Source organism: Cellulomonas timonensis, assembly GCF_900046455.1.
Taxonomy (GTDB): Bacteria; Actinomycetota; Actinomycetes; order Actinomycetales; family Cellulomonadaceae; genus Cellulomonas_A; species Cellulomonas_A timonensis.
The window spans coordinates 43742-62223 of sequence record NZ_FCOT01000011.1; the positions used below are offsets into that span (position 1 = coordinate 43742).

The window sequence follows — 18482 nt, forward strand, 5'->3', positions numbered from 1 at the left end:
CCTGCGCGCGCCCCGGCAGGGCTGGGGGGTGGACAGCCAGGTCAGAGGCCGACCTCGCAGGCGATGGCGAGACGGTCGGCTGCGGCGCTGCCCTCGGTGAGCGCAGTGGTCATCTCGGGCTCGGCCAGCTCGTAGGTCGCCGGCTGGAAGATCGCCAGCAGCGCGTTGGCGTCTGCCTCGTGCTCGGCGCCCAGGTCGGCCTTCGCGGCCTCCATGAGCTGGGTCACCGTGAGCAGCATCGCGTCGTCCGCCTGCTCGCCGGCAGAGGTGACGATCGCGAACAGGCTGTTCGGGTCGTCGGCGAAGAGGATCTCGCAGCCGCGCTCCTTGCCGGTCAGACCCGCCACCGACCCGGGCAGCACCAGCGAGCCCTCGACGACGGGCGGCAGCGCCACCGCAGGAGCCTCGCTCTCAGCGGCGGCAGCGGCGGCCGCGGCCTCCTCAGCAGCCTCGAGATCGGCGGCGGCCTCTGCGGCATCGACGGCCTCGGCTGCCGCGGCGACCCGCTCCTCCTCCGCCTCCACCAGGGCGATCCCCGCGGTCACGAGGATGATCGTCGAGACCACCGTCGCGACGAAGGCCAGCGTCGAGACGACGATGCCGGCGATCGCCAGGCCCTTGCCAGGCCGGCCGCTGCGACGGGTCCGCACCAGCGCCGCGATCGACAGGCCCAGGCCCACGGGCCAGACCAGGAACGCCAGGACCAGCCCCGCGATGGCCAGGCCGTCGGTGCCGGTCGGGGCGGGGGCGCCCTGGGCGGCCAGCGGCGTGCCGTATGGCGGCGGCTCGGTGGCCAGCGCGGCGTCGACAGGCACCGTCGCCGCGGGGACGTCAGAGGCATCGACCACGTCGGGGACGTCAGTGGCGTCCGCGGGCTCGACCACTGCGTCGTCCTCCACCACAGGCGTCTCCGCGTTCGCGTCAGCCTCTACCTCGACGTCCGGGTCCACGTCTGCCTCCGACTCCGACTCCTGCTCGGGCGCGGCCTCCACCACGAGGACGCTGCCCTCGGCGGCGGCCTCGCCTTGCGGGGTCGCGGACTCATCGGCGGCCGGCGCGACGCCCTCGGGCTGGGCGGGGATCGGCCGCGTGGGGTCGGTCGTTTCCTGGGGGTCAGACACGATGTCTCCGGGGGGATTCGGGGGATTCCCGCTGCTCGATCGAGTGCGGGCAGTCGCCTGGCGGCGCCACCCAAGCAGGTCGTCGGCCCGTGTGAAGCCGCTGTCCACCAGGTGGTCGCTTTCATCCCGTTCGCACGGTTGATCCGCTTCGCCCGTCCGCCTGGCGAGCCAGGGGGAATCCCGTTCGCGCGGATCGGCGTCGGGGAGGCACGCTGACCTCCTGGAGTCGCGCTCGCGCGGCCACCCGGCCTCTCAGCACGTCAACCCCGCACCGCATCTGGAGTGACAGTGACCGCGCCCTCGGGCACCACGCCGCCCTCGGGCGCCACCTCCGCCTCAGCCAGCCCGTGGCGGGGCAGCCACCGCATCGTGACGATCGGGCTCGTGGCCCTCGCCAGTCTGTCGGCCTTCGAGGCGTTGGCCGTCTCGACCGCGATGCCGACCGTCGCCACGGCCCTCGACGGGTTCCACCTCTATGCGATGGCCTTCGCGGCGCCCATCGCGTCGAGCGTGGTCGGGATGACGATGGCCGGCCGCTGGTCGGATCGGCGCGGGCCGGGCCCGGTGCTGGTGTGGGGCGTGGCGCTGTTCGTCCTCGGCGTGCTGGTCGCCGGGCTCGCGGTGAGCATGGAGATGCTGGTCGTGGGCCGCGTGGTGCAGGGCGTCGGCTCGGGCCTGGAGATCGTCGCGATGTACGTCGTCGTCGCGCGGGCATATCCCGCGCTGGTGCGACCACGGGTGTTCGCCGCGTTCGCCGCCGCCTGGGTGATCCCCGGCGTGGTGGGGCCGCTGATCGCAGGCCTGATCGTGGAGCACGTGGGCTGGCGGTGGGTGTTCCTGGCGGTGCCTGCCCTGGCGATCCCCGCGCTGCTCGCCGTGCGGCCGGCGACGGCCGGGCTCGGGCCGCAGGACGACGGGGCCACCGGCGGGGCCGCCTCGGGCCGCACCGCTCAGCGCCTGCTGCCGTTGTCGCTGCTCGCGGCGGTGGCCGTCCTCGCGCTGCACCACGGCGGCCAGCAGAAGGGGGTCTCCGCGGCGGTGTGGATCGTCCTCGCTGGCGCGGCCCTCGCGGTGAGCCTGCCGCCGCTGCTGCCTGCGGGCACGCTGCGCTCGAGGCAGGGCCTGCCCACGGTGATCCTGCTGCGCGGCCTGATGAGCGCGGCGTTCTTCGGTGGCGAGGTGTTCCTGCCATTGCTGCTGCAGAGCAGGCATGGCCTCAGCCCGTCCGGGGCTGGTGCGGTGCTCACGCTGGCGGCGGTCACCTGGTCGGTGGGCTCGTCGGTGCGGGGCCGGGTCACCACCCTGCGGGACACCGTGTTCCTGCGGGGCGGCACGCTGGTGATGGCTGTCGGCACGGCGATGGCCGCGCTGCTCGTGGCGCCGGCCACCCCGGTGCTGATCGGGTATGCGGGCTGGGCGCTGACCGGCTTCGGCATCGGGCTGGCGATGCCCACCACCTCGGTGCTCACGCTGCAGCTCTCCACCCCGGCTGAGCAGGGCGCCAACAGCTCTGCCCTGCAGACGATGGACGCGATCGCGACGGCCCTCGCGCTGGCGCTCGCCGGGTCGCTGTTCAGCGCGCTGGGCGGGACGTCGTCGGACTCGGCGTTCATGGCGGGATTCGGTGCGGCCGGGGTGATCGCGCTGGTGGCCATGGCGCTGTCGGGCCGGGTCGTCGCCTCCCGCCGCGCCAACGACGGGACTGGCCCGGCCACGCCCGCGAGCGCCCTGTCCGACGCCACCGCAATCGCCGCCCCCACCCCCACTCCCACCGCCGAGCCGACCACATAGGCCTGTCCGCTCTGTCCACGATGTGAGCAACGGGAAGAATCGTCGGCCTCGGCGCGGTTCCCCTCCTCATGGACCTCCCACGCGCCCAGGCCGCCGCGCCCGCACGCACGCGCATCAGCCTCGGCCTCGTGCTGCTGCTCTCTGCCCTCACGGCGGTGGGGCCGTTCACCTTCGACACCTACCTCGCGGCGTTCCCCGAGATCGCCGATGACCTGGGCGCCACGCCGGCGGCCGTCCAGCTCACCCTCACGGCATCGCTCGCGGGCCTGGCCGCGGGGCAGTTGCTGATCGGGTCGTTGTCGGACGCGTTCGGGCGGCGCCGCCCACTGATCGTGGCGTTGGGGCTGTACGCGGTGACGTCGGCGGCGATGCTGCTGGTGCAGACCATCGAGCTCTTCACGGCGCTGCGGGTGCTGCAGGGCTTCTCCGCGGCGGCGGGCATGGTGCTGTCGATGGCGATGGTGCGCGACAGGTTCTCGGGCGATGCGGTGTCCAAGGTGATGGCGCGGCTGATGCTGGTGGTGGGCGTGGCGCCGGTGCTGGCCCCGACCATTGGCGCGCAGCTGCTGCGGCTCGGGTCGTGGCGGCTGATCTTCGCCTTCCTCACGGCCGTCGGCGTCGCGCTGCTGATCCTCGCTGTGACGGCGCTGCGCGAGACGCTGCCCGTGGAGCGGCGCCGCACCGGGGGCACCATCGCGGCGTTGCGCTCCTACCGCGAGCTGCTGATGGACCGCGGGTTCCTGGGGTTGGCGCTGCTATCCGCGTTCTACCTGTCGGCGATGTTCACCTACGTGTCCTCGTCCACATTCGTCTTCCAGGACGGCTACGGGCTGACGGCGCAGGAGTTCGGCTGGGTGTTCGCGGGCGGCGCCGTGTCGATCACCGCCGGGACGCAGATCGCGGGCGCACTGGTGGGGCGGTTCCGGCCGCAGCAGGTCCTGGCGGGCGGCATGGTCGGCGGGGTGGCCGCGTCGCTCGCGCTGGTGGCCGTGGCGGCGGCGGGCGCGTCGTTCTGGCCGCTGACGCTGCTGATGATGCTGACCCTCGGCACCGCCGGGCTGGTGATGCCCTCGGCGCCGGCGATCGCCCTGGAGGCGAACCCGCATCGGGCAGGCTCCGCCGCAGCCCTTCTGGGCGCTCTGCAGTTCGGGCTCGGGGCGGTCATCGCGCCGCTGACGGGGATCGGCGGCCCGCCGAGCGCGCTGGTCATGGCGGTGTTCATGTGCGGGACGATCCTCGTCTCGGCGCTCCTGCTGCTCACCCTGCGCCGCACGTGGCGGCGGGCCCAGAGCACCGTCCTGGCGCAGGAGCACACCCGGCAGCCGGAGCGCCCGGCGGTGGGAGTGCCACTCGCCACAGACTGACGTCTCACCGCGCGAGCCGCCCGGGATGCCGGTAGGAATGTCCGGCATGACAACCATCGGGCTCCACGCCTCGCACGAGCAGGTCCACCCGACCGCGCTGCTCAGCGCGGTCCGACGCGCCCAAGACGCCGGCTTCGGGGCGGCGATGTGCTCCGACCACTTCGCCCCGTGGAGTGAGCGCCAGGGCCACTCCGGGTTCGCCTGGTCGTGGCTGGGCGCCGCGCTGGCCACCACCGACTTGCCGATGGGCGTGGTCAACGCCCCTGGCCAGCGCTACCACCCGGCGATCATCGCGCAGGCCTCGGCGACACTGGCCGCGATGTTCCCCGGCCGGTTCTGGGTGGCACTCGGCTCCGGTGAGAACGCGAACGAGCACATCACCGGCGACAGGTGGCCGGACAAGCCGACGCGTGACGCCCGCCTGCGCGAATGCGTGGACGTCATCCGCGCGCTGCACGCCGGCGAGGAGGTCACCCACCACGGCCTGGTCACGGTGGACCGGGCCCGGGTGTGGACGCTGCCGGAGATCCCGCCGCTGCTCATCGGCCCGGCGGTGTCCGTCGAGACCGCCCGCGCGCATGCCGACTGGGCGGACGGGCTGATCACCACCAACCAGCCGATCGAGAAGCTGCGCGCCCTCGCGGGCGCCTACCGGGACGCCGGCGGGCAGGGCGACCTCGCGTTGCAGGTGCACCTGTCGTGGGCGCCGGACGAGGAGGCCGCGATGGCCATCGCCCGCGACCAGTGGCGGACGAACACCTTCGCGCCCCCGGTGTGCTGGGACGTGGACACCCCGCAGGCCTTCGACATCATCGGCGAGCACGTGCCCGACTCCCAGGTGCGGGGCACCGTGCTGGTGGGCTCCGACCTGGGGCGGCTCACGGACCAGATCGCCGAGCTGGCGGACGTCGGCTTCGAGCAGGTGTACCTGCACCATGTGGGCCAGCACCTGGAGGGGTTCGTGGACGCGTTCGGCGAGCACGTGCTCCCGCAGCTCAGCGGCGTGGGGGTGGCGGCATGAGGATCACCGACACCGGCGACCTGTGGTGGAAGAACGCCGTCGTCTACTGCCTCGACGTCGAGACCTTCATGGATTGGAACGGCGACGGGATCGGCGACTTCGCGGGCCTGACCCAACGACTCGACCACCTGGCCGACCTGGGCGTCACCTGCCTGTGGCTGATGCCGTTCTACCCGACGGCCGAGAAGGACGACGGCTACGACATCACCGACTTCTACGGCGTGGACCCGCGCCTGGGCACCCACGGCGACGTGGTGGAGATGATCCGCACCGCCCGCGACCGTGGCATACGCGTCATCGCCGACCTGGTGGTCAACCACACGTCCGACAAGCACCCGTGGTTCAAGGCCGCCCGGTCCAGCAAGGACAACCCCTACCGCGACTTCTACGTGTGGCGCTCCGACGCGCCGCCGCCCACGCAGCACGAGGTGGTGTTCCCCGACCAGGAGACCTCCATCTGGGAGTTCGACGAGAAGACCGGCGAGTACTACCTGCACCGCTTCTACAAGCACCAGCCCGACCTCAACGTGTCCAACCCGAAGGTGCGGGACGAGATTGCCAAGGTCATGGGGTTCTGGCTCGAGGTGGGGCTATCGGGGTTCCGCGTGGACGCCGTGCCGTTCCTGCTCGAAGGCGCCGAGGTGGAGCCGGGCGCCGAGGACGGCGACCCGCACTCCTACCTGCGCGCGCTGCGCTCGTTCCTGGGCCGGCGCTCCGGCGACGCGATCCTGCTGGGCGAGGTGAACCTGCCGCATGCCGAGCAGGTGAAGTTCTTCGGTAGCAGCGACGGCGACGAGCTGACCATGATGTTCGACTTCGTCGGCATGCAGAGCCTCTACCTGGCGATGGCGCGCACCGACGCGGCGCCGCTCGAGAAGGCACTGCAAGACCGGCCGCCGATCCCCCGCGACGCCCAGTGGGCCACGTTCGTGCGCAACCACGACGAGCTGACCCTCGACAAGCTCACCGAGGGCGAGCGCCAGGAGGTGTTCGCGGCGTTCGGGCCCGAGGAGGACATGCAGGTCTTCGGCCGAGGGCTGCGCCGACGGCTGCCCCCGATGCTCGACGGCGACCCGCGCCGCGTGCGCATGGCCTACTCGCTGCTGTTCTCGCTGCCCGGCACCCCGGTGCTCTTCTACGGCGAGGAGATCGGCATGGGCGAGAACCTCGACCTCGACGGGCGGATGGCCGTCCGCACCCCGATGCAGTGGACCTCAGGGAAGAACGGCGGCTTCTCCACCGCCGCCCGCCGCCGCCTGCCCGGGGGCGTGGTGGAGGGCGGGTTCGCGCCCGAGCACGTCAACGTGGCCGACCAGCGCCACGACCCCGACTCGCTGCTCGCGTTCGTCCAGCAGCTCGTGCGCCGCTACCGGGAGTCCCCGGAGCTCGGCTGGAGCGAGGTCGAGGTGCTCGACCAGCCCCACGCGGCAGTCTTCGCGCACCGCGCCACGTGGGACGACGGCTCCCTCGTCGCGCTGCACAACCTGGGCCCCGAGCCGCTGACCGTGCCGCTGCGGCTGCCCGACCTCGACACGGAGGTCGAACTCGTGGACCTGCTGGGCCAGGGCACGGTGACCTGCGACGAGCACGGCGCCGTGGAGGTCGCGCTGGACGGCTACGGCTACCGGTGGCTGCGCGTCGTGGCACCGGGGGTGCGGCGGCTGGTCTGACGGCTACTCGTAGCTGACCGCGTCGAGCACCGGCAGCCGGGCGGCGCGCACCCCCGGCCACACGGCGGCGAGCACGCCGACGACGATGGCAAGCAGCACCATGCCGAGCAGGCTGGCCCACGGGACGGCGAGGTCGGTGAGCCCGTCGGCGGCGAACACCGTGGGCATCGTGGAGGCGAGCGCGACGCCGACGGCCAGCCCGACGACGGTGCCGAACACGGCGGTGAGGATCGATTCCACGGTGACAGTGCCGGCGAGTTGGAGCCGCCCGAGGCCGACGGCGCGCAGCAACCCGATCTCCCGGGTCCGCTCGATCACCGACAACGCCAGGGTGTTGACGATGCCCAGCACCGCGATGACGATCGACAGCCCCAGCAGCGCGTACAGGATCACCAGCACCTGGTTCACCTGGTCGGCGAGCCCGGCGACGAACTGCTCGGTGTCCAGCACGGAGACGATGACGTAGGGCCGCACGGCTTGGGTGAGCTGGTCGCGGAGCTCGCCGAGGTCGGTTCCGGGGGTAGCGGTGACGAACACCGTCGGGATGGTGCGCTCGACGCTGGGCACGAGCGCGTCGAAGACGTCGGGCGACACGACGAGCGGCGCGGGGATCGCGGACGAGTCGATGATCGCGCCGACGCGCAGCTCCAGGGCTCCGGAGCCGCCGGTGAGCGTGAGGCGGTCGCCCACCTCCCAACCCTCGTCCTTGGCGGCCCCACGTTGTACGGCCACCTCACCGTCCTCGAGCGTCGTGCGGAGGTCCCCGTCGACCTCCTCGACCTGCAGGCTGCGGCCGATGGTCGCAGGGTCGATCCCGGCGAGCAGCACCGACGACTGGTCTCCCGCGTTGCCACCCGGCCCGCCGACCAGCACCTGGCCGGCGTAGAACGCGTCCGCGGCGGCGACGTCCGGCAGCGCGCGCACGGCGGTAACGGCGTCCGCGGGGATCGAGCCGGAGGCGGGCGTGCTGAGGATGTAGTCGGTTCTGGCCTCGCGCGCGACGATCGCCTGGGTGGAGGCCGTGGTCGACGCGGCGATGACAGCGGCCGCCCCGACCAGCGCCATGCCGATCATCAGGGCGCCTGCCGTGCTGGCGGTGCGGCGCGGGTTGCGCACCACGTTGCCGCGCGCGAGCCTGCCCACCGGCTTGATCCATGCCACGAAGGGCGCCGCGAGGACCCCGATGCTCGCGCGGGCGATCACCGGGGACAGCAGCAGCACGCCGATCACCACCCCCGCGGCGCCGTAGCCCAGGAGCTGCGGAGCCCGGTCCGCCTCGGGCCGCCACACGGCCACGAGCACCCCTACGGCGCCCAGCAACCCGAGGCCCGCGCCGATGGCGGCCCGCAGCCGCAACGGCCGCTCGGGCGCCGTCGTCTCATCGCGCATCGCCTCCACGGGTGGCACCAACGCCGCCCGCCGGGCTGGCACGAACGCCGCGACGAGGCTGACCAGCGTGCCCACCACCAGCGAGATCGCGACTGTCGAGGCGTTGAGCGGGATGCTGCCCGTGAGCGTCATCCCCATCGACTCCAACACCCGGCGCAGCACCTCGACCAGCGCGAGCCCTCCGGCGATGCCCAGCGCCGAGCCGATCAGCCCGATGACGGCGGCCTGCACCAGGATCGACAGGAGCACCTGCAGCGGCGAGGCGCCCACCGCGCGCAGCAGCGCGAACTCCCGCGTGCGCTGCCGCACGGACATGGAGAACGTGTTGGCGATGATGAACGCACCCACGAACAGCGAGATGCCGGCGAAGACCAGCAGGAACGTGAGGATGAACCCGAGGATCGCCTCGATGGCGGCGCGGCTCTCAGCGCGCGCGTCGTCACCGGTGACGGCCTGCGCGGGGGTGGCCGCGGGCGCCGCGTCCCGGACCACGGGCTCCACCCGGTCGACGAGCGACGACTCACTCAGCCCCTGCTCGCCGTACACGGCGATGGTGGACACCATGCCGTCGGGGGCGAACAGCGCGCGCCCGGTGGCCGGGTCCAGGTAGACGAGCGTGGCGCCGGCGGTGGGGGCCACAGCGTCCACGTCGCCGACGATCACGACGTCCAGCAGCTCGCCGCCCAGCACGATCTGGGTGGCGTCCCCCACCTCGAGCCCCGAGGCGTCGAGGCTGGAGTGCTCCAGCGCGATCTCCCCGGCGCCGTCCGGCAGCCGCCCGTCGATCACGTCCACTCCCCGCGTCTGCGGGTACAGCACCAGGGCGATGCTGGGCGCCTGCGTGCTCTGCACCGCTGTGCCGTCGGCGCCGACGAGCACCACCGGGCCGGACAGGTCGGGCAGCGCGGCGGTGACGCCGTCCACCCCGGCCACGACGTCGGCGAGCCCGATCGGCACCTGGTTGCGCGCGTCGGACGCCTCCCCGCCGACGGTGGACTCCCCCGGCGCGCGATCGGCGCCGCGCACGTACGCGTCGCCCAGCATCGACGTCTCGACGATGTCGGTGAACGTCGAGGACAGCATGGTGCGCAGCGCGAACGTGCCCGCGACGAACGCGATGCCCAGCGCGACGGCCAGCATCGTCAGCAGGAACCGCACGGGGTGGGCGCCGATGCCCCGCAGCGCGACCCGCAGCATCAGGGGGCCTGGTGGCGTGCGCCGAGCGCCTCGAGCACCGTGGCGGGGGTCGGGTCGACGAGCTCGCCGACCAGCCGGCCGTCGGCGAGGAACAGCACACGGTGCGCGTAGGACGCGGCGGTCGGCTCATGCGTGACCATCACCACCGACTGGCCAAGGTCGTCCACCGACCGGCGCAGGAAGCCCAGCACCTCCGCGGAGGACTCCGAGTCGAGGTTGCCCGTCGGCTCGTCCGCGAAGACGACCGCCGGGCGGGACATGAGGGCCCGCGCGCAGGCGACCCGTTGCTGCTGCCCGCCGGAGAGCTCGGAGGGCTTGTGGTGCAGCCGGTCGCGCAGCCGCACCGCGTCCACGACGGTGTCGAAGAAGTCGCGGTCGATGGGCTGGCGCGCGATGTCGAGCGGCAGCGTGATGTTCTCCGCCGCGGTCAGCGTCGGCACCAGGTTGTACGCCTGGAACACGAAGCCCAGGCGGGTGCGGCGCAGCTTGGTGAGCCGGCGCTCGCTCAGGCGGCTGACCTCGACGCCGTCCACCTCCACGGCGCCGGCGGTGGGGCGGTCCAGGCCCGCCATGCAGTGCATGAGCGTCGACTTGCCCGATCCGGACGGGCCCATGATCGCCGTCAGCTCACCTCGGCCGAAGTCCACGTCGATGCCGTCCAGCGCCTTGACGGCCGTGTCGCCCGAGCCGTAGGTCTTCACGAGCCCGCGAGCGCGGGCGATCGGGCCGGTGGCGGTGTCCGCGCTCGAGCGGGCGGGCTCGGCGGGTGGGGCGTGACTCATGTGGCCTCCGCGCGGGGCGTCCCGGCGCGCGCCGCCGATCCCCCTCGTCAGCGTAGGAGCACCCCGGACATGACGCCGCCGGGGGCGCCTGATGGCGTGCCCCGGCGGCGTCTCCCAGTGTCGGGCTACTCGTAGCTGACAGCCTCCAGCACCGGCATCCGCGCGGCGCGCAGCCCGGGCCACAGCGCGGCCAGCACCCCCACCACCAGCGCGAGCACCAGCATCGACCCGAGGCTGCCCCACGGGACCGAGAGGATCGTCAGGCCGTCATCGGTGAACACCCGCTGCATCGCGGCGGCGAGCCCCACCCCTACGACCAGCCCCACCACGGTGCCGAACAGCGCGGTGAGCACCGACTCGATGGTCACCGTGCCGGAGAGCTGGAGCCGCCCGAGGCCGACGGCGCGCAGCAGCCCGATCTCCCGGGTCCGCTCGATCACCGACAACGCCAGGGTGTTGACGATGCCCAGCACCGCGATGACGATCGACAGCCCCAGCAGCGCGTACAGGATCACCAGCACCTGGTTCACCTGGTCGGCGATGCCCGCGACGAACTCGTCCTTGTCGAGCAGCGAGATCACCACATACGGCGACAGCGTCTCGGTGAGCGCCTCACGGGCGTCCTCGAGGCCCACGCCGTCGGCGGTGGAGATGAACACGTTCGCGACGTGGCGCTCGGACGGCACGATCATCTGGTCGTACATGTCCAGTGACATCGCGGAGGCCACGCCCAGCGCGTTGGACGAGAAGATGGCGCCGACGGTCACGTCCTGCTGCCCGCCGCTGCCCAGGAACGTCAGCTCGTCGCCGACCTTCCAGCCCTTCTCCTCGGCGACGCTCTCCTGCAGGGCGATCCGCCCGTCGGCGAGCACCTGCGTCAGATCGCCCTCCACCTCCTCGATGTCGAGGCTGCGGCCGAACGCCAACGGGTCGATGCCGGTGGTGCTCAGCAGCTGGTCGGCCGCCGGGGTCGTGCCGGCTCGGTCGGCCAGGAACACCCCGAAGTACAGCGCGTCGGCGGTGTCGACCTCGGGCAGTGCCCGCATCTCCTCGACCGCCTGCTCCGGGATGGAGCCGCTGGTGGCGGCGGCCGTGATGAAGTCCGCCACTGCCTCCTTCCGCACCACGCTGCCCAGCGAGGCCTGCGTGGTCGCCGCGATGACGGTGGCCGCGCCGACCAGCGCCATGCCGATCATCAGGGCGCCAGCGGTGTTGGCCGTGCGGCGCGGGTTGCGGACCACGTTGCCGCGCGCGAGCCGCCCGATGGGCTTGACCAGCGCCACGAACGGCGCGGCCAGGACGCCCAGGGCCCCGCGGGCGATCACCGGCGCCAGCAGCAGCATGCCGATCACGACAGCCGCGGCGCCGAAGCCGATGAGCATCTCGCCGCTCTCCAGCTCGGGCTTGAGCGCGGCGACCACGACGCCGACGACACCGAGGCCGCCGACAGCAGCGCCGATGATCGCGCGCACCTTCAGCGAGCGCTCAGCGCTGACCACGTCGTCCCGCATCGCCTCGACGGGCGGGATCATCGCGGCGCGGCGGGCCGGCAGGAACGCGGCCCCCACGCTGACGAGCGTGCCCACCAGCACCGAGATGACCACAGTCGTCGGGTCGAGCGGGATGTCGCCCGCCAGGCTCATGCCCATGGACTCGAAGGCCACGCGCAGCACGGAGACCAGCCCCACGCCACCGGCAACACCGATCAGCGACCCGATGACGCCGACCACCGCGGCCTGGACCAGGATCGACGTGAGGACCTGTGTGGGCGAGGCGCCCACGGCCCGCAGCAGCGCGAACTCCCGCATGCGCTGCCGCACCGACATCGAGAACGTGTTGGCGATGATGAACGCGCCCACGAAGAGCGAGATGCCGGCGAAGACGAGCAGGAACGTCGAGATGAAGCCGAGCTGGCCCTCGATGTCCGCGCGGGCCTCGACCCGCATCTCGGCGCCGCCGACCACCTCGGCGGAGGAGTCGGAGCCGGCGATCACGGCGTTGACGCCGTCGACGATCTCCTGCTCCGGCACGCCGTCCTCGCCGTAGACGGCGATCGTGGCGACCTGGCCGTCGGGGGCGAAGTCGGCGATGGCCGTGTCGACGTCGACGTAGATGATCGTGGCGCCGGCCATCGGGCCGCCGGGGTCGATCTCGCCGACCACCTCGACCTTGCGGATCTCGCCAGCGACGACCACGTTCGTGGTGTCGCCGAGCTCCAGCCCCGAGCTGGCCAGGGTCGCCATCTCCAGGGCGACCTCGTCGATCCCCTCCGGCGCACGGCCGTCGACGATCGTGCTGGTGCGGTCGTCGGGGCTGTACATCACGGCGAAGCTCGGCGCCTGCGTGGACTGCACGGCGGTGCCATCGGCGCCCACGAGCACCATCGGGCCGGAGACGTCGGGGAGCGCGGCCTGGACGCCGTCGACCTCGGAGAGCTCGTCGGCCAGGGAGATCGGGATGCGGTTGCGCGTGTCGCCGACCTCGGTGCCGACGTCGGCGGTGCGGATCGACGCGTCAGTGCCGCGCACATACGCGTCGCCCAGCATCGTGGCGTCGACGATCCCCGTGAACGTCGACGAGAGCATCCCGTTGAGCGAGAACGTGCCGGCGACGAACGAGATGCCCAGCGCGACAGCCAGCAACGACATCAAGAAGCGGACCAGATGCGCGCGGATCGCGCGCAGTGCCACCCGCCCCATCAGACGGCGGCCGAAGTCGTGGCCTGGCGCGCGCGGGCAGCGACGGAGCCGAGCATCTCGAGCACCGACGCGGGGGTCGGGTCCAGGAGCTCGCCGACCAGGCGGCCGTCAGCCAGGAACAGCACGCGGTGCGCGTAGGACGCGGCCGTCGGGTCGTGCGTAACCATCACGATGGACTGGCCCAGCTCGTCGACCGAGCGGCGCAGGAAGCCGAGCACCTCGGCAGCGGAGGCGGAGTCGAGGTTGCCGGTGGGCTCGTCGGCGAACACGACCGCCGGGCGGGAGACCAGGGCCCGCGCGCACGCCACCCGCTGCTGCTGCCCGCCGGACAGCTCGTTCGGCTTGTGCCCCAGCCGGTCGCCGAGCCCGACGGCCGCGACCACAGCGTCGAAGTGCGCCTTGTCGACGGGACGCCGGGCGATGTCCAGGGGCAGCGTGATGTTCTCCGCCGCGGTCAGCGTCGGCACCAGGTTGAACGCCTGGAACACGAAGCCCAGCCGGGTGCGCCGCAGCTTGGTGAGCTGGCGCTCGTTCATCTGGCCGACCTGGTCGCCGTCCACCTCGATCGAGCCCTCGGTGGGGCGGTCCAGGCCCGCCATGCAGTGCATGAGCGTCGACTTGCCCGAGCCCGACGGGCCCATGATGGCGGTGAGCTGACCGCGCCCGAACTCCACGTCGACGCCCGCGAGCGCGTGCACCGCCGTCTCGCCCGAGCCGTACGTCTTGACCAGGCCGCGTGCGGTGGCGATCGGCCGGGCTGCGTCATCGTGCGTGACGCTGGCCGTGGCGCCTGTCGGGGCGGAGCTCATGTGACTTCCCATCGTGAGGCTGAAAGGTGTGTGCCATGGGACATCCTTGCTGGTCGCAGGCTTGCGAGGCGATCAGTTATCGCCCTGATCGCACCCCGAGTCGCCTCGGGGGCGAGTGAGGGTCGCCCCTTGGTCCCCTACGTCGGATTCGGGGCCCGCGTGTGGCCCATCTGGCCGAGCGTGCCTAGCCTGAGAGGACACGACGATGTGGCTTTCGCTGGTCTCGGGTAAGAGGTAGCGCTGATGCCGTGGTCGCTTCTGGTCGTCCTCCTGGTCCCCGCAGCGTTCTTCTGCGTGCTGTGGGCCGTGTTCCCCAGCCCTGACGAGCCGCCGCGCTGGCGCAGGCGACTCGGGGCCGCACTGGGACGGATCGGTGAGCGGCTCCATCCACGCCGTCGTCGCGCCCGGCGCCGGGCGCGACGCCTCGCCGCCGAGGTGCGGCTCGACGACGTGGGCGACGGGAAGGTCGCCGTGCCGGACCCGTTCCTCGCGCTGCGCGTGCAGACCCGGTTGGGCAAGGTCGCGGAGCTGGCCCGCACGATCGAGGACGAGCCGCGCTCGATGGCGCGGGCCGAGCGCCTCATCGCCACCCAGCTCGCCTACGACGACCTGCTCGCGGAGGCCTGCGAGCTGGCCGGGGTGCAGCTCCGCAACCGGGCCAAGGGCGACCCGCAGGAGCGTTTCCGCAAGGAGGTCGAGCTCGCCGAGCGCGGCTGGACCTGGTGACGCGCCGCCCACCGCATGCGCCAGGTCCAGCCGTTCCCCCGCTCAGAGGGCGATCGCGCTCACCAGAGGCGGTCGCGCACCAGGTCGCGGTCGGGGCCGGTGAGCCAGGACGCCTCGAGTGCGGCCCGGTTCTGCGCCGTGAAGTCCGCGAGGGTGAACCCGAGCGCGTCGGCGACGGCGACGTAGTCCCCGGCCAGGTCGGTGCCGCCCATGGCCGGGTCGTCGCTGCCCATCGACAGGGACAGCCCCGCATCGCGCAGCAGGCGGAACGGGTGCTCGGCCATCGGGCCGTGGAAGTTGTACGTCGTGGACAACCACGCGTAGGTGACGTGGATGCCCTCGGCCTTGACCCGGGCCGCGAGGCCGGGGTCCCGGGTCAGGGCATACCCGTGGTCCAGCCGGGTGCAGCCCAGCAGGTCCAGGCAGTCGGCGACCTCCTGCGCGTCGAACCGCTCCCCCGCGTGGGCGGTGACGTGCAGCCCGCCGTCCCGGGCGATGGCGTAGGCCTCGACGAAGTCCGCCGGGGGCCCGGCCAGCTCGTCGCCGTCCATGCCGAGCCCGACCACCAGGTCGCGCGGGCCGGCCACGACGTCCCGCGCCATCGCCGCCGCCTGCGCCGGGCTGTGCGCCCGGTACACCGAGGGGATGAGGCGCGCGACGATCCCGGTGTCCGCGCGCGCGTCGTGGACGCCGGCCGTCAACCCGTCCAGCAGCTCGGGGTAGGTGAGCGTGGGGTGCAGGGTCGGGTTGACGAACATCTCCCGGTAGACGACGTTCGAGCCGCGTGCGGCGTCGACGAGCGCCTCGTAGGTGATCCGGGCGACGTCGTCACGGGTCACCACGGCGGCGCACAGGCGCTCGAAGACCTCCATGAAGCTGGCCATGTCGTGTTACGCGTACACCTGGGCCGGATCGTCGGAGGGCAGGTCCACGCCGTGGCGCCGGGCCAGGTCGATGAACGTCTCCGGGCGGACGCAGCCCTCCAGGTGGCAGTGCAGCTCCACCTTGGGCATCTCCCGGAGTTGGCGTGCGAGGACCGCGGCGCTCATCCGGCGAGCCAGGTGACGAGGCGGTCCCACAGCTCGGCGTACCCGTCCCAGTCGAGGAACTCCGGCGGCGCCCAGTGCGGGGCGATGTCGGAGGTGAACGCGCCGGTGCGACCGGCGCCGTAGCCGCCGACGACGAGCAGCGGGTGCTCGGCGCAGGTCGCCAGCACCTGCGCGTCGTCCTTGGCGACGACCTCGTTGAGGCCGAGTAGCACGGGCCAGGTGGGCGCGAGGCCGGCCACGACGTCGTGCTCGGCGATGACCCGGGGCTGCGCGCCGTAGGGCAGCTCGACCCGGTCGTCGCGGTCCAGCACGCTCACGGGCAGCGCCTCGCCCAGCGGCGATCTGCCCCAGCGGGCCTTCGCGTCGATCCCGCTGAACGTCATGTACCCGCCCACCATGAGCAGTCCGGCGCCGCGCTCGACGTGCGCGCGCACCAGCTCCGACTTGTCGGGGGACGGCACGGAGGCCGAGAACGTCTGCGGCGGGAGCTGGAAGCTGTTCGCGCCGACGTCGGAGATGACCACCACGTCGTACGGCGCGTAGCCCTCGACGGTCACGGGCAGCCGCTCGTGGATGGTGTGCGACGGCACGTACGTCACCTCGTGGCCGCGCTCGCGCAGGGCGGCGAGGAAGGCCCCGCCGCCCTCCTCGTACTCGGAGGTGGTGAAGGTGTCGAAGCCCTTCTGGTGGATGGAGTGGACGAACCAGGACTCTCCGATGACGAGCACGTGGGACATGGGGGCCTCTCAGGACGGGACTGTGGACGTGGACCCGCCGACGACGAGCTCGCCGGCCAGGCTCAGGACATGCGGGGCGGAGCGGCTGCGGGGCAGCGGGCTGCCGCTGTCGACGGCGTCGAGCACCAGGGTCACCGCCCGCTGGGCGATCTCCGCGATGGGCTGCGCGTACGTGGTCAGGGTGGGGTGCAGGTAGCGGCCGAGGCGGATGCCGTCGAAGCCGGCCACGCTGATCTCCTCGGGCACGCGCACGCCACGGGCGCGGAACGCGGCGAGCGCGCCGATCGCCATCAGGTCATTCGCCGCGAAGACGGCGGTGGGCCGCTCGGGGCCGTCGAGCAGGCGCAGCGCGGCGGCGTACCCGGACTCCTCGCTGAAGTCGCCCTCGACCTCGAGGCGGGCGTCGAGCCCGAGCTCGAGCAGCGCCCGACGATGGCCGCGGGCGCGCTGGTCGGCGACGTCGAGCCCCCGGGGGCCGCGCAGGTGCGCGATGTGCCGGTGCCCCAGCCCCGCGAGGTGCGTGACGACGGCCCGGGCGCCCGCCGCGTTGTCGCACTGCACCACTGTGGTGCGCAGCGAGGCGGCGGCCCGGTCGAAGGCCACGACGGGGAGGTCCAGATGCGGTGTGCGCTGCCGGGCGCCGCTCCGCTCCATCGCGCCGACCAGCAGGATGCCGTCGGCGAGCCGCGACTGCGCGACCCGCGTCGCCTCGCCCTCCGGGTCGTCGGTGCTGAGCAGCAGCAGCAATGACCCGCGGCGGGTGATCTCCGGGGCCACCCCGGCCACGAGCTCGGGGAAGAACGGGTTGGTGATCGTCGGGACCACGAGGGCGATGTTGCGGGTGCGCTGCTGGCGGAGGTTCTGCGCGGCGGGGGTGGGGCGGAAGCCCAGCTCATCGATGGCGTGCTGCACCCGGTCGAGCGTCTCCTGGGCGACGCGGGCCGTGCCGTTGACCGCACGCGAGACGGTGGCCGTGGAGACGCCCGCGCGCCGCGCCACGTCCTCGACGGTCACCCGACCTGCGGGGAAAAGTCCTGCTGACACCGTGCGACCTCCTTGTCGCCGTGGGATGTAAAGGTTTACATCCCACGGCGCTGTGTCTAGCAGCAGTCGAAAGCCCAGGTCAACGCACACGGAGCGGCGCGTTGCGTACATGGCCTTACATGCCTACGAACTGCACATGGCACAGAAGATGATCATCGACACCGACACTGCCTCCGACGACGCCGTCGCTCTCGTCCTCGCGCTCACCGATGCGCGCGTGGACGTCCTGGCGATCACCGTCGTCTCCGGCAACGTCCCCCTCGACATGGGCGTGCAGAACGCCCTCTACACCCTCGAGCAGTGCGGCTCGAGCGTCCCCGTCCACCTCGGCGCCGACCGGCCGCTGATCCGCGAGCACGTGTTCGCGCACAACGTCCACGGCGCCGACGGCATGGGCGACATCGGGCTGCCCCTTACCGGCCGCACCCCCGCCGACGGCCACGCCGTGGACCGCATCATCGAGCTGGCTCGCCAGAACCCCGGCGAGATCACCCTGGTGACCCTCGGACCGCTGACGAACATCGCACTCGCGCTGCGCAAGGCCCCGGACATCGCCGGGCTCTTCCACCGCGTCGTGATGATGGCGGGCACCGGCGACCACACCGGCAACGTCACCCCCACCGCGGAGTTCAACATCTACGTCGACCCCGACGCCGCGGACATCGTCTTCACCTCCGGCATGCCGCTGGAGATGGTGGGCTGGGATGTGTCCCGCAACGACGCCACGATCACCCCGGCCGACTCGGCGCGGCTCGCGGCGACGGGCCCGCTCGGCGAGTTCTGCACCAGCATCCAGCGCCAGCTCGTGGAGTTCTGCCGCGACGTCACCCACATCGACGGCTTCGACCTGCCGGACCCGGTCACGGTGGCGGTGGCGATCGACCCGACGATCGGCACCCGCTCGATCGACGCCTATGTGCGCGTCGAGACCACCGGCACGCAGACGCTGGGGATGACAGTCGTCGACCACCTCGGCGTCACGCGGCAGCCGGCCAACACGAAGGTGGTGCTGGCCGCCGATCGCGAGCGGTTCGTCGAGATGCTGCTCACGGCCTGCGCCGGCTGACGCGGCGAGGGACGGGC

The 18482-nt window shown here is 72.6% G+C and carries 13 protein-coding genes and 1 pseudogene; 6 read left to right on the forward strand and 8 right to left on the reverse strand.

Features of this window, described 5'->3' with window-relative positions:
• Positions 1-41: 41 nt before the first annotated feature.
• Positions 42-1121, reverse strand: a complete 1080-nt coding sequence (locus BN3788_RS05750; protein ID WP_066582963.1) for a DUF4190 domain-containing protein — start codon at positions 1119-1121, stop codon at positions 42-44.
• Positions 1122-1409: 288 nt separating this feature from the next.
• Here BN3788_RS05750 and BN3788_RS05755 point away from each other — a divergent pair, with 288 nt between their 5' ends.
• The 4 genes from BN3788_RS05755 to BN3788_RS05770 all read left to right on the forward strand — a co-directional run bounded on the left by BN3788_RS05755 (position 1410) and on the right by BN3788_RS05770 (position 6967).
• Entirely contained in the window at positions 1410-2912 is a 1503-nt protein-coding gene (locus BN3788_RS05755; protein ID WP_199824743.1) for an MFS transporter, read from the forward strand.
• 68 nt (positions 2913-2980) lie between these two features.
• A complete protein-coding gene (locus BN3788_RS05760) occupies positions 2981-4276 on the forward strand; it encodes a multidrug effflux MFS transporter (protein WP_066582964.1) in 1296 nt (431 codons plus the stop codon).
• Positions 4277-4301: 25 nt separating this feature from the next.
• A complete protein-coding gene (locus BN3788_RS05765) occupies positions 4302-5297 on the forward strand; it encodes a TIGR03885 family FMN-dependent LLM class oxidoreductase (RefSeq protein ID WP_082812631.1) in 996 nt (331 codons plus the stop codon).
• On the forward strand, positions 5294-6967 hold the full coding sequence (locus BN3788_RS05770; RefSeq protein ID WP_066582966.1) for an alpha-amylase family protein: 1674 nt from the start codon (positions 5294-5296) through the stop codon (positions 6965-6967). Before BN3788_RS05765 ends, BN3788_RS05770 begins: the two co-directional genes overlap by 4 nt.
• Positions 6968-6970: 3 nt before the next feature.
• Here the strand turns inward: BN3788_RS05770 and BN3788_RS05775 are convergent, their stop codons facing one another.
• From BN3788_RS05775 to BN3788_RS05790, 4 genes are all read right to left on the reverse strand, one after another.
• Positions 6971-9553, reverse strand: coding sequence for an ABC transporter permease (locus BN3788_RS05775; RefSeq protein WP_066582968.1), 2583 nt, complete (start codon positions 9551-9553; stop codon positions 6971-6973).
• On the reverse strand, positions 9553-10335 hold the full coding sequence (locus tag BN3788_RS05780) for an ABC transporter ATP-binding protein (RefSeq protein ID WP_066582969.1): 783 nt from the start codon (positions 10333-10335) through the stop codon (positions 9553-9555). Before BN3788_RS05780 ends, BN3788_RS05775 begins: the two co-directional genes overlap by 1 nt.
• A 125-nt stretch (positions 10336-10460) precedes the next feature.
• A complete protein-coding gene (locus tag BN3788_RS05785; RefSeq protein ID WP_066582971.1) occupies positions 10461-13034 on the reverse strand; it encodes an ABC transporter permease in 2574 nt (857 codons plus the stop codon).
• Complete coding sequence (locus tag BN3788_RS05790) at positions 13034-13843, reverse strand: ABC transporter ATP-binding protein (protein ID WP_066582973.1); 810 nt, start codon at positions 13841-13843, stop codon at positions 13034-13036. Before BN3788_RS05790 ends, BN3788_RS05785 begins: the two co-directional genes overlap by 1 nt.
• Before the next feature lie 243 nt (positions 13844-14086).
• On the opposite strand from BN3788_RS05790, the gene BN3788_RS05795 reads away from it, so the two are divergent.
• Positions 14087-14569: a hypothetical protein gene (locus BN3788_RS05795; RefSeq protein ID WP_066582979.1), complete on the forward strand. Its 483-nt coding sequence runs from the start codon at positions 14087-14089 to the stop codon at positions 14567-14569.
• 59 nt (positions 14570-14628) lie between these two features.
• On the opposite strand, the pseudogene add reads toward BN3788_RS05795, so the two are convergent.
• The 3 genes and pseudogenes from add to BN3788_RS05810 form a co-directional block, all read right to left on the reverse strand.
• Positions 14629-15618: pseudogene (add, locus tag BN3788_RS05800) on the reverse strand (adenosine deaminase).
• The gene (locus tag BN3788_RS05805; RefSeq protein ID WP_066582983.1) at positions 15615-16355 is read right to left on the reverse strand and encodes a glutamine amidotransferase; all 741 of its coding nucleotides are present in this window, start codon (positions 16353-16355) and stop codon (positions 15615-15617) included. Before BN3788_RS05805 ends, add begins: the two are co-directional and overlap by 4 nt.
• A gap of 9 nt (positions 16356-16364) precedes the next feature.
• Entirely contained in the window at positions 16365-17399 is a 1035-nt protein-coding gene (locus BN3788_RS05810; protein ID WP_159066858.1) for a LacI family DNA-binding transcriptional regulator, read from the reverse strand.
• Positions 17400-17535: 136 nt separating this feature from the next.
• Between BN3788_RS05810 and BN3788_RS05815 the strand changes: the two genes are divergently transcribed.
• A complete protein-coding gene (locus tag BN3788_RS05815; protein WP_066582985.1) occupies positions 17536-18465 on the forward strand; it encodes a nucleoside hydrolase in 930 nt (309 codons plus the stop codon).
• The last annotated feature ends 17 nt before the right edge of the window (positions 18466-18482 follow it).

What these genes read in the sequence shown, in the direction of transcription:
- BN3788_RS05760 (WP_066582964.1), top strand. Translation starts at nt 2,981, where the DNA reads ATGGACCTCCCACGCGCCCAGGCCGCCGCGCCCGCACGCACGCGCATC.
- BN3788_RS05765 (WP_082812631.1), top strand. Translation starts at nt 4,302, where the DNA reads ATGCCGGTAGGAATGTCCGGCATGACAACCATCGGGCTCCACGCCTCG.
- BN3788_RS05770 (WP_066582966.1), top strand. Translation starts at nt 5,294, where the DNA reads ATGAGGATCACCGACACCGGCGACCTGTGGTGGAAGAACGCCGTCGTC.
- BN3788_RS05775 (WP_066582968.1), bottom strand. Translation starts at nt 9,553, where the DNA reads ATGCTGCGGGTCGCGCTGCGGGGCATCGGCGCCCACCCCGTGCGGTTC.
- BN3788_RS05780 (WP_066582969.1), bottom strand. Translation starts at nt 10,335, where the DNA reads ATGAGTCACGCCCCACCCGCCGAGCCCGCCCGCTCGAGCGCGGACACC.
- BN3788_RS05785 (WP_066582971.1), bottom strand. Translation starts at nt 13,034, where the DNA reads ATGGGGCGGGTGGCACTGCGCGCGATCCGCGCGCATCTGGTCCGCTTC.
- BN3788_RS05790 (WP_066582973.1), bottom strand. Translation starts at nt 13,843, where the DNA reads ATGAGCTCCGCCCCGACAGGCGCCACGGCCAGCGTCACGCACGATGAC.
- BN3788_RS05795 (WP_066582979.1), top strand. Translation starts at nt 14,087, where the DNA reads ATGCCGTGGTCGCTTCTGGTCGTCCTCCTGGTCCCCGCAGCGTTCTTC.
- BN3788_RS05805 (WP_066582983.1), bottom strand. Translation starts at nt 16,355, where the DNA reads ATGTCCCACGTGCTCGTCATCGGAGAGTCCTGGTTCGTCCACTCCATC.
- BN3788_RS05815 (WP_066582985.1), top strand. Translation starts at nt 17,536, where the DNA reads ATGGCACAGAAGATGATCATCGACACCGACACTGCCTCCGACGACGCC.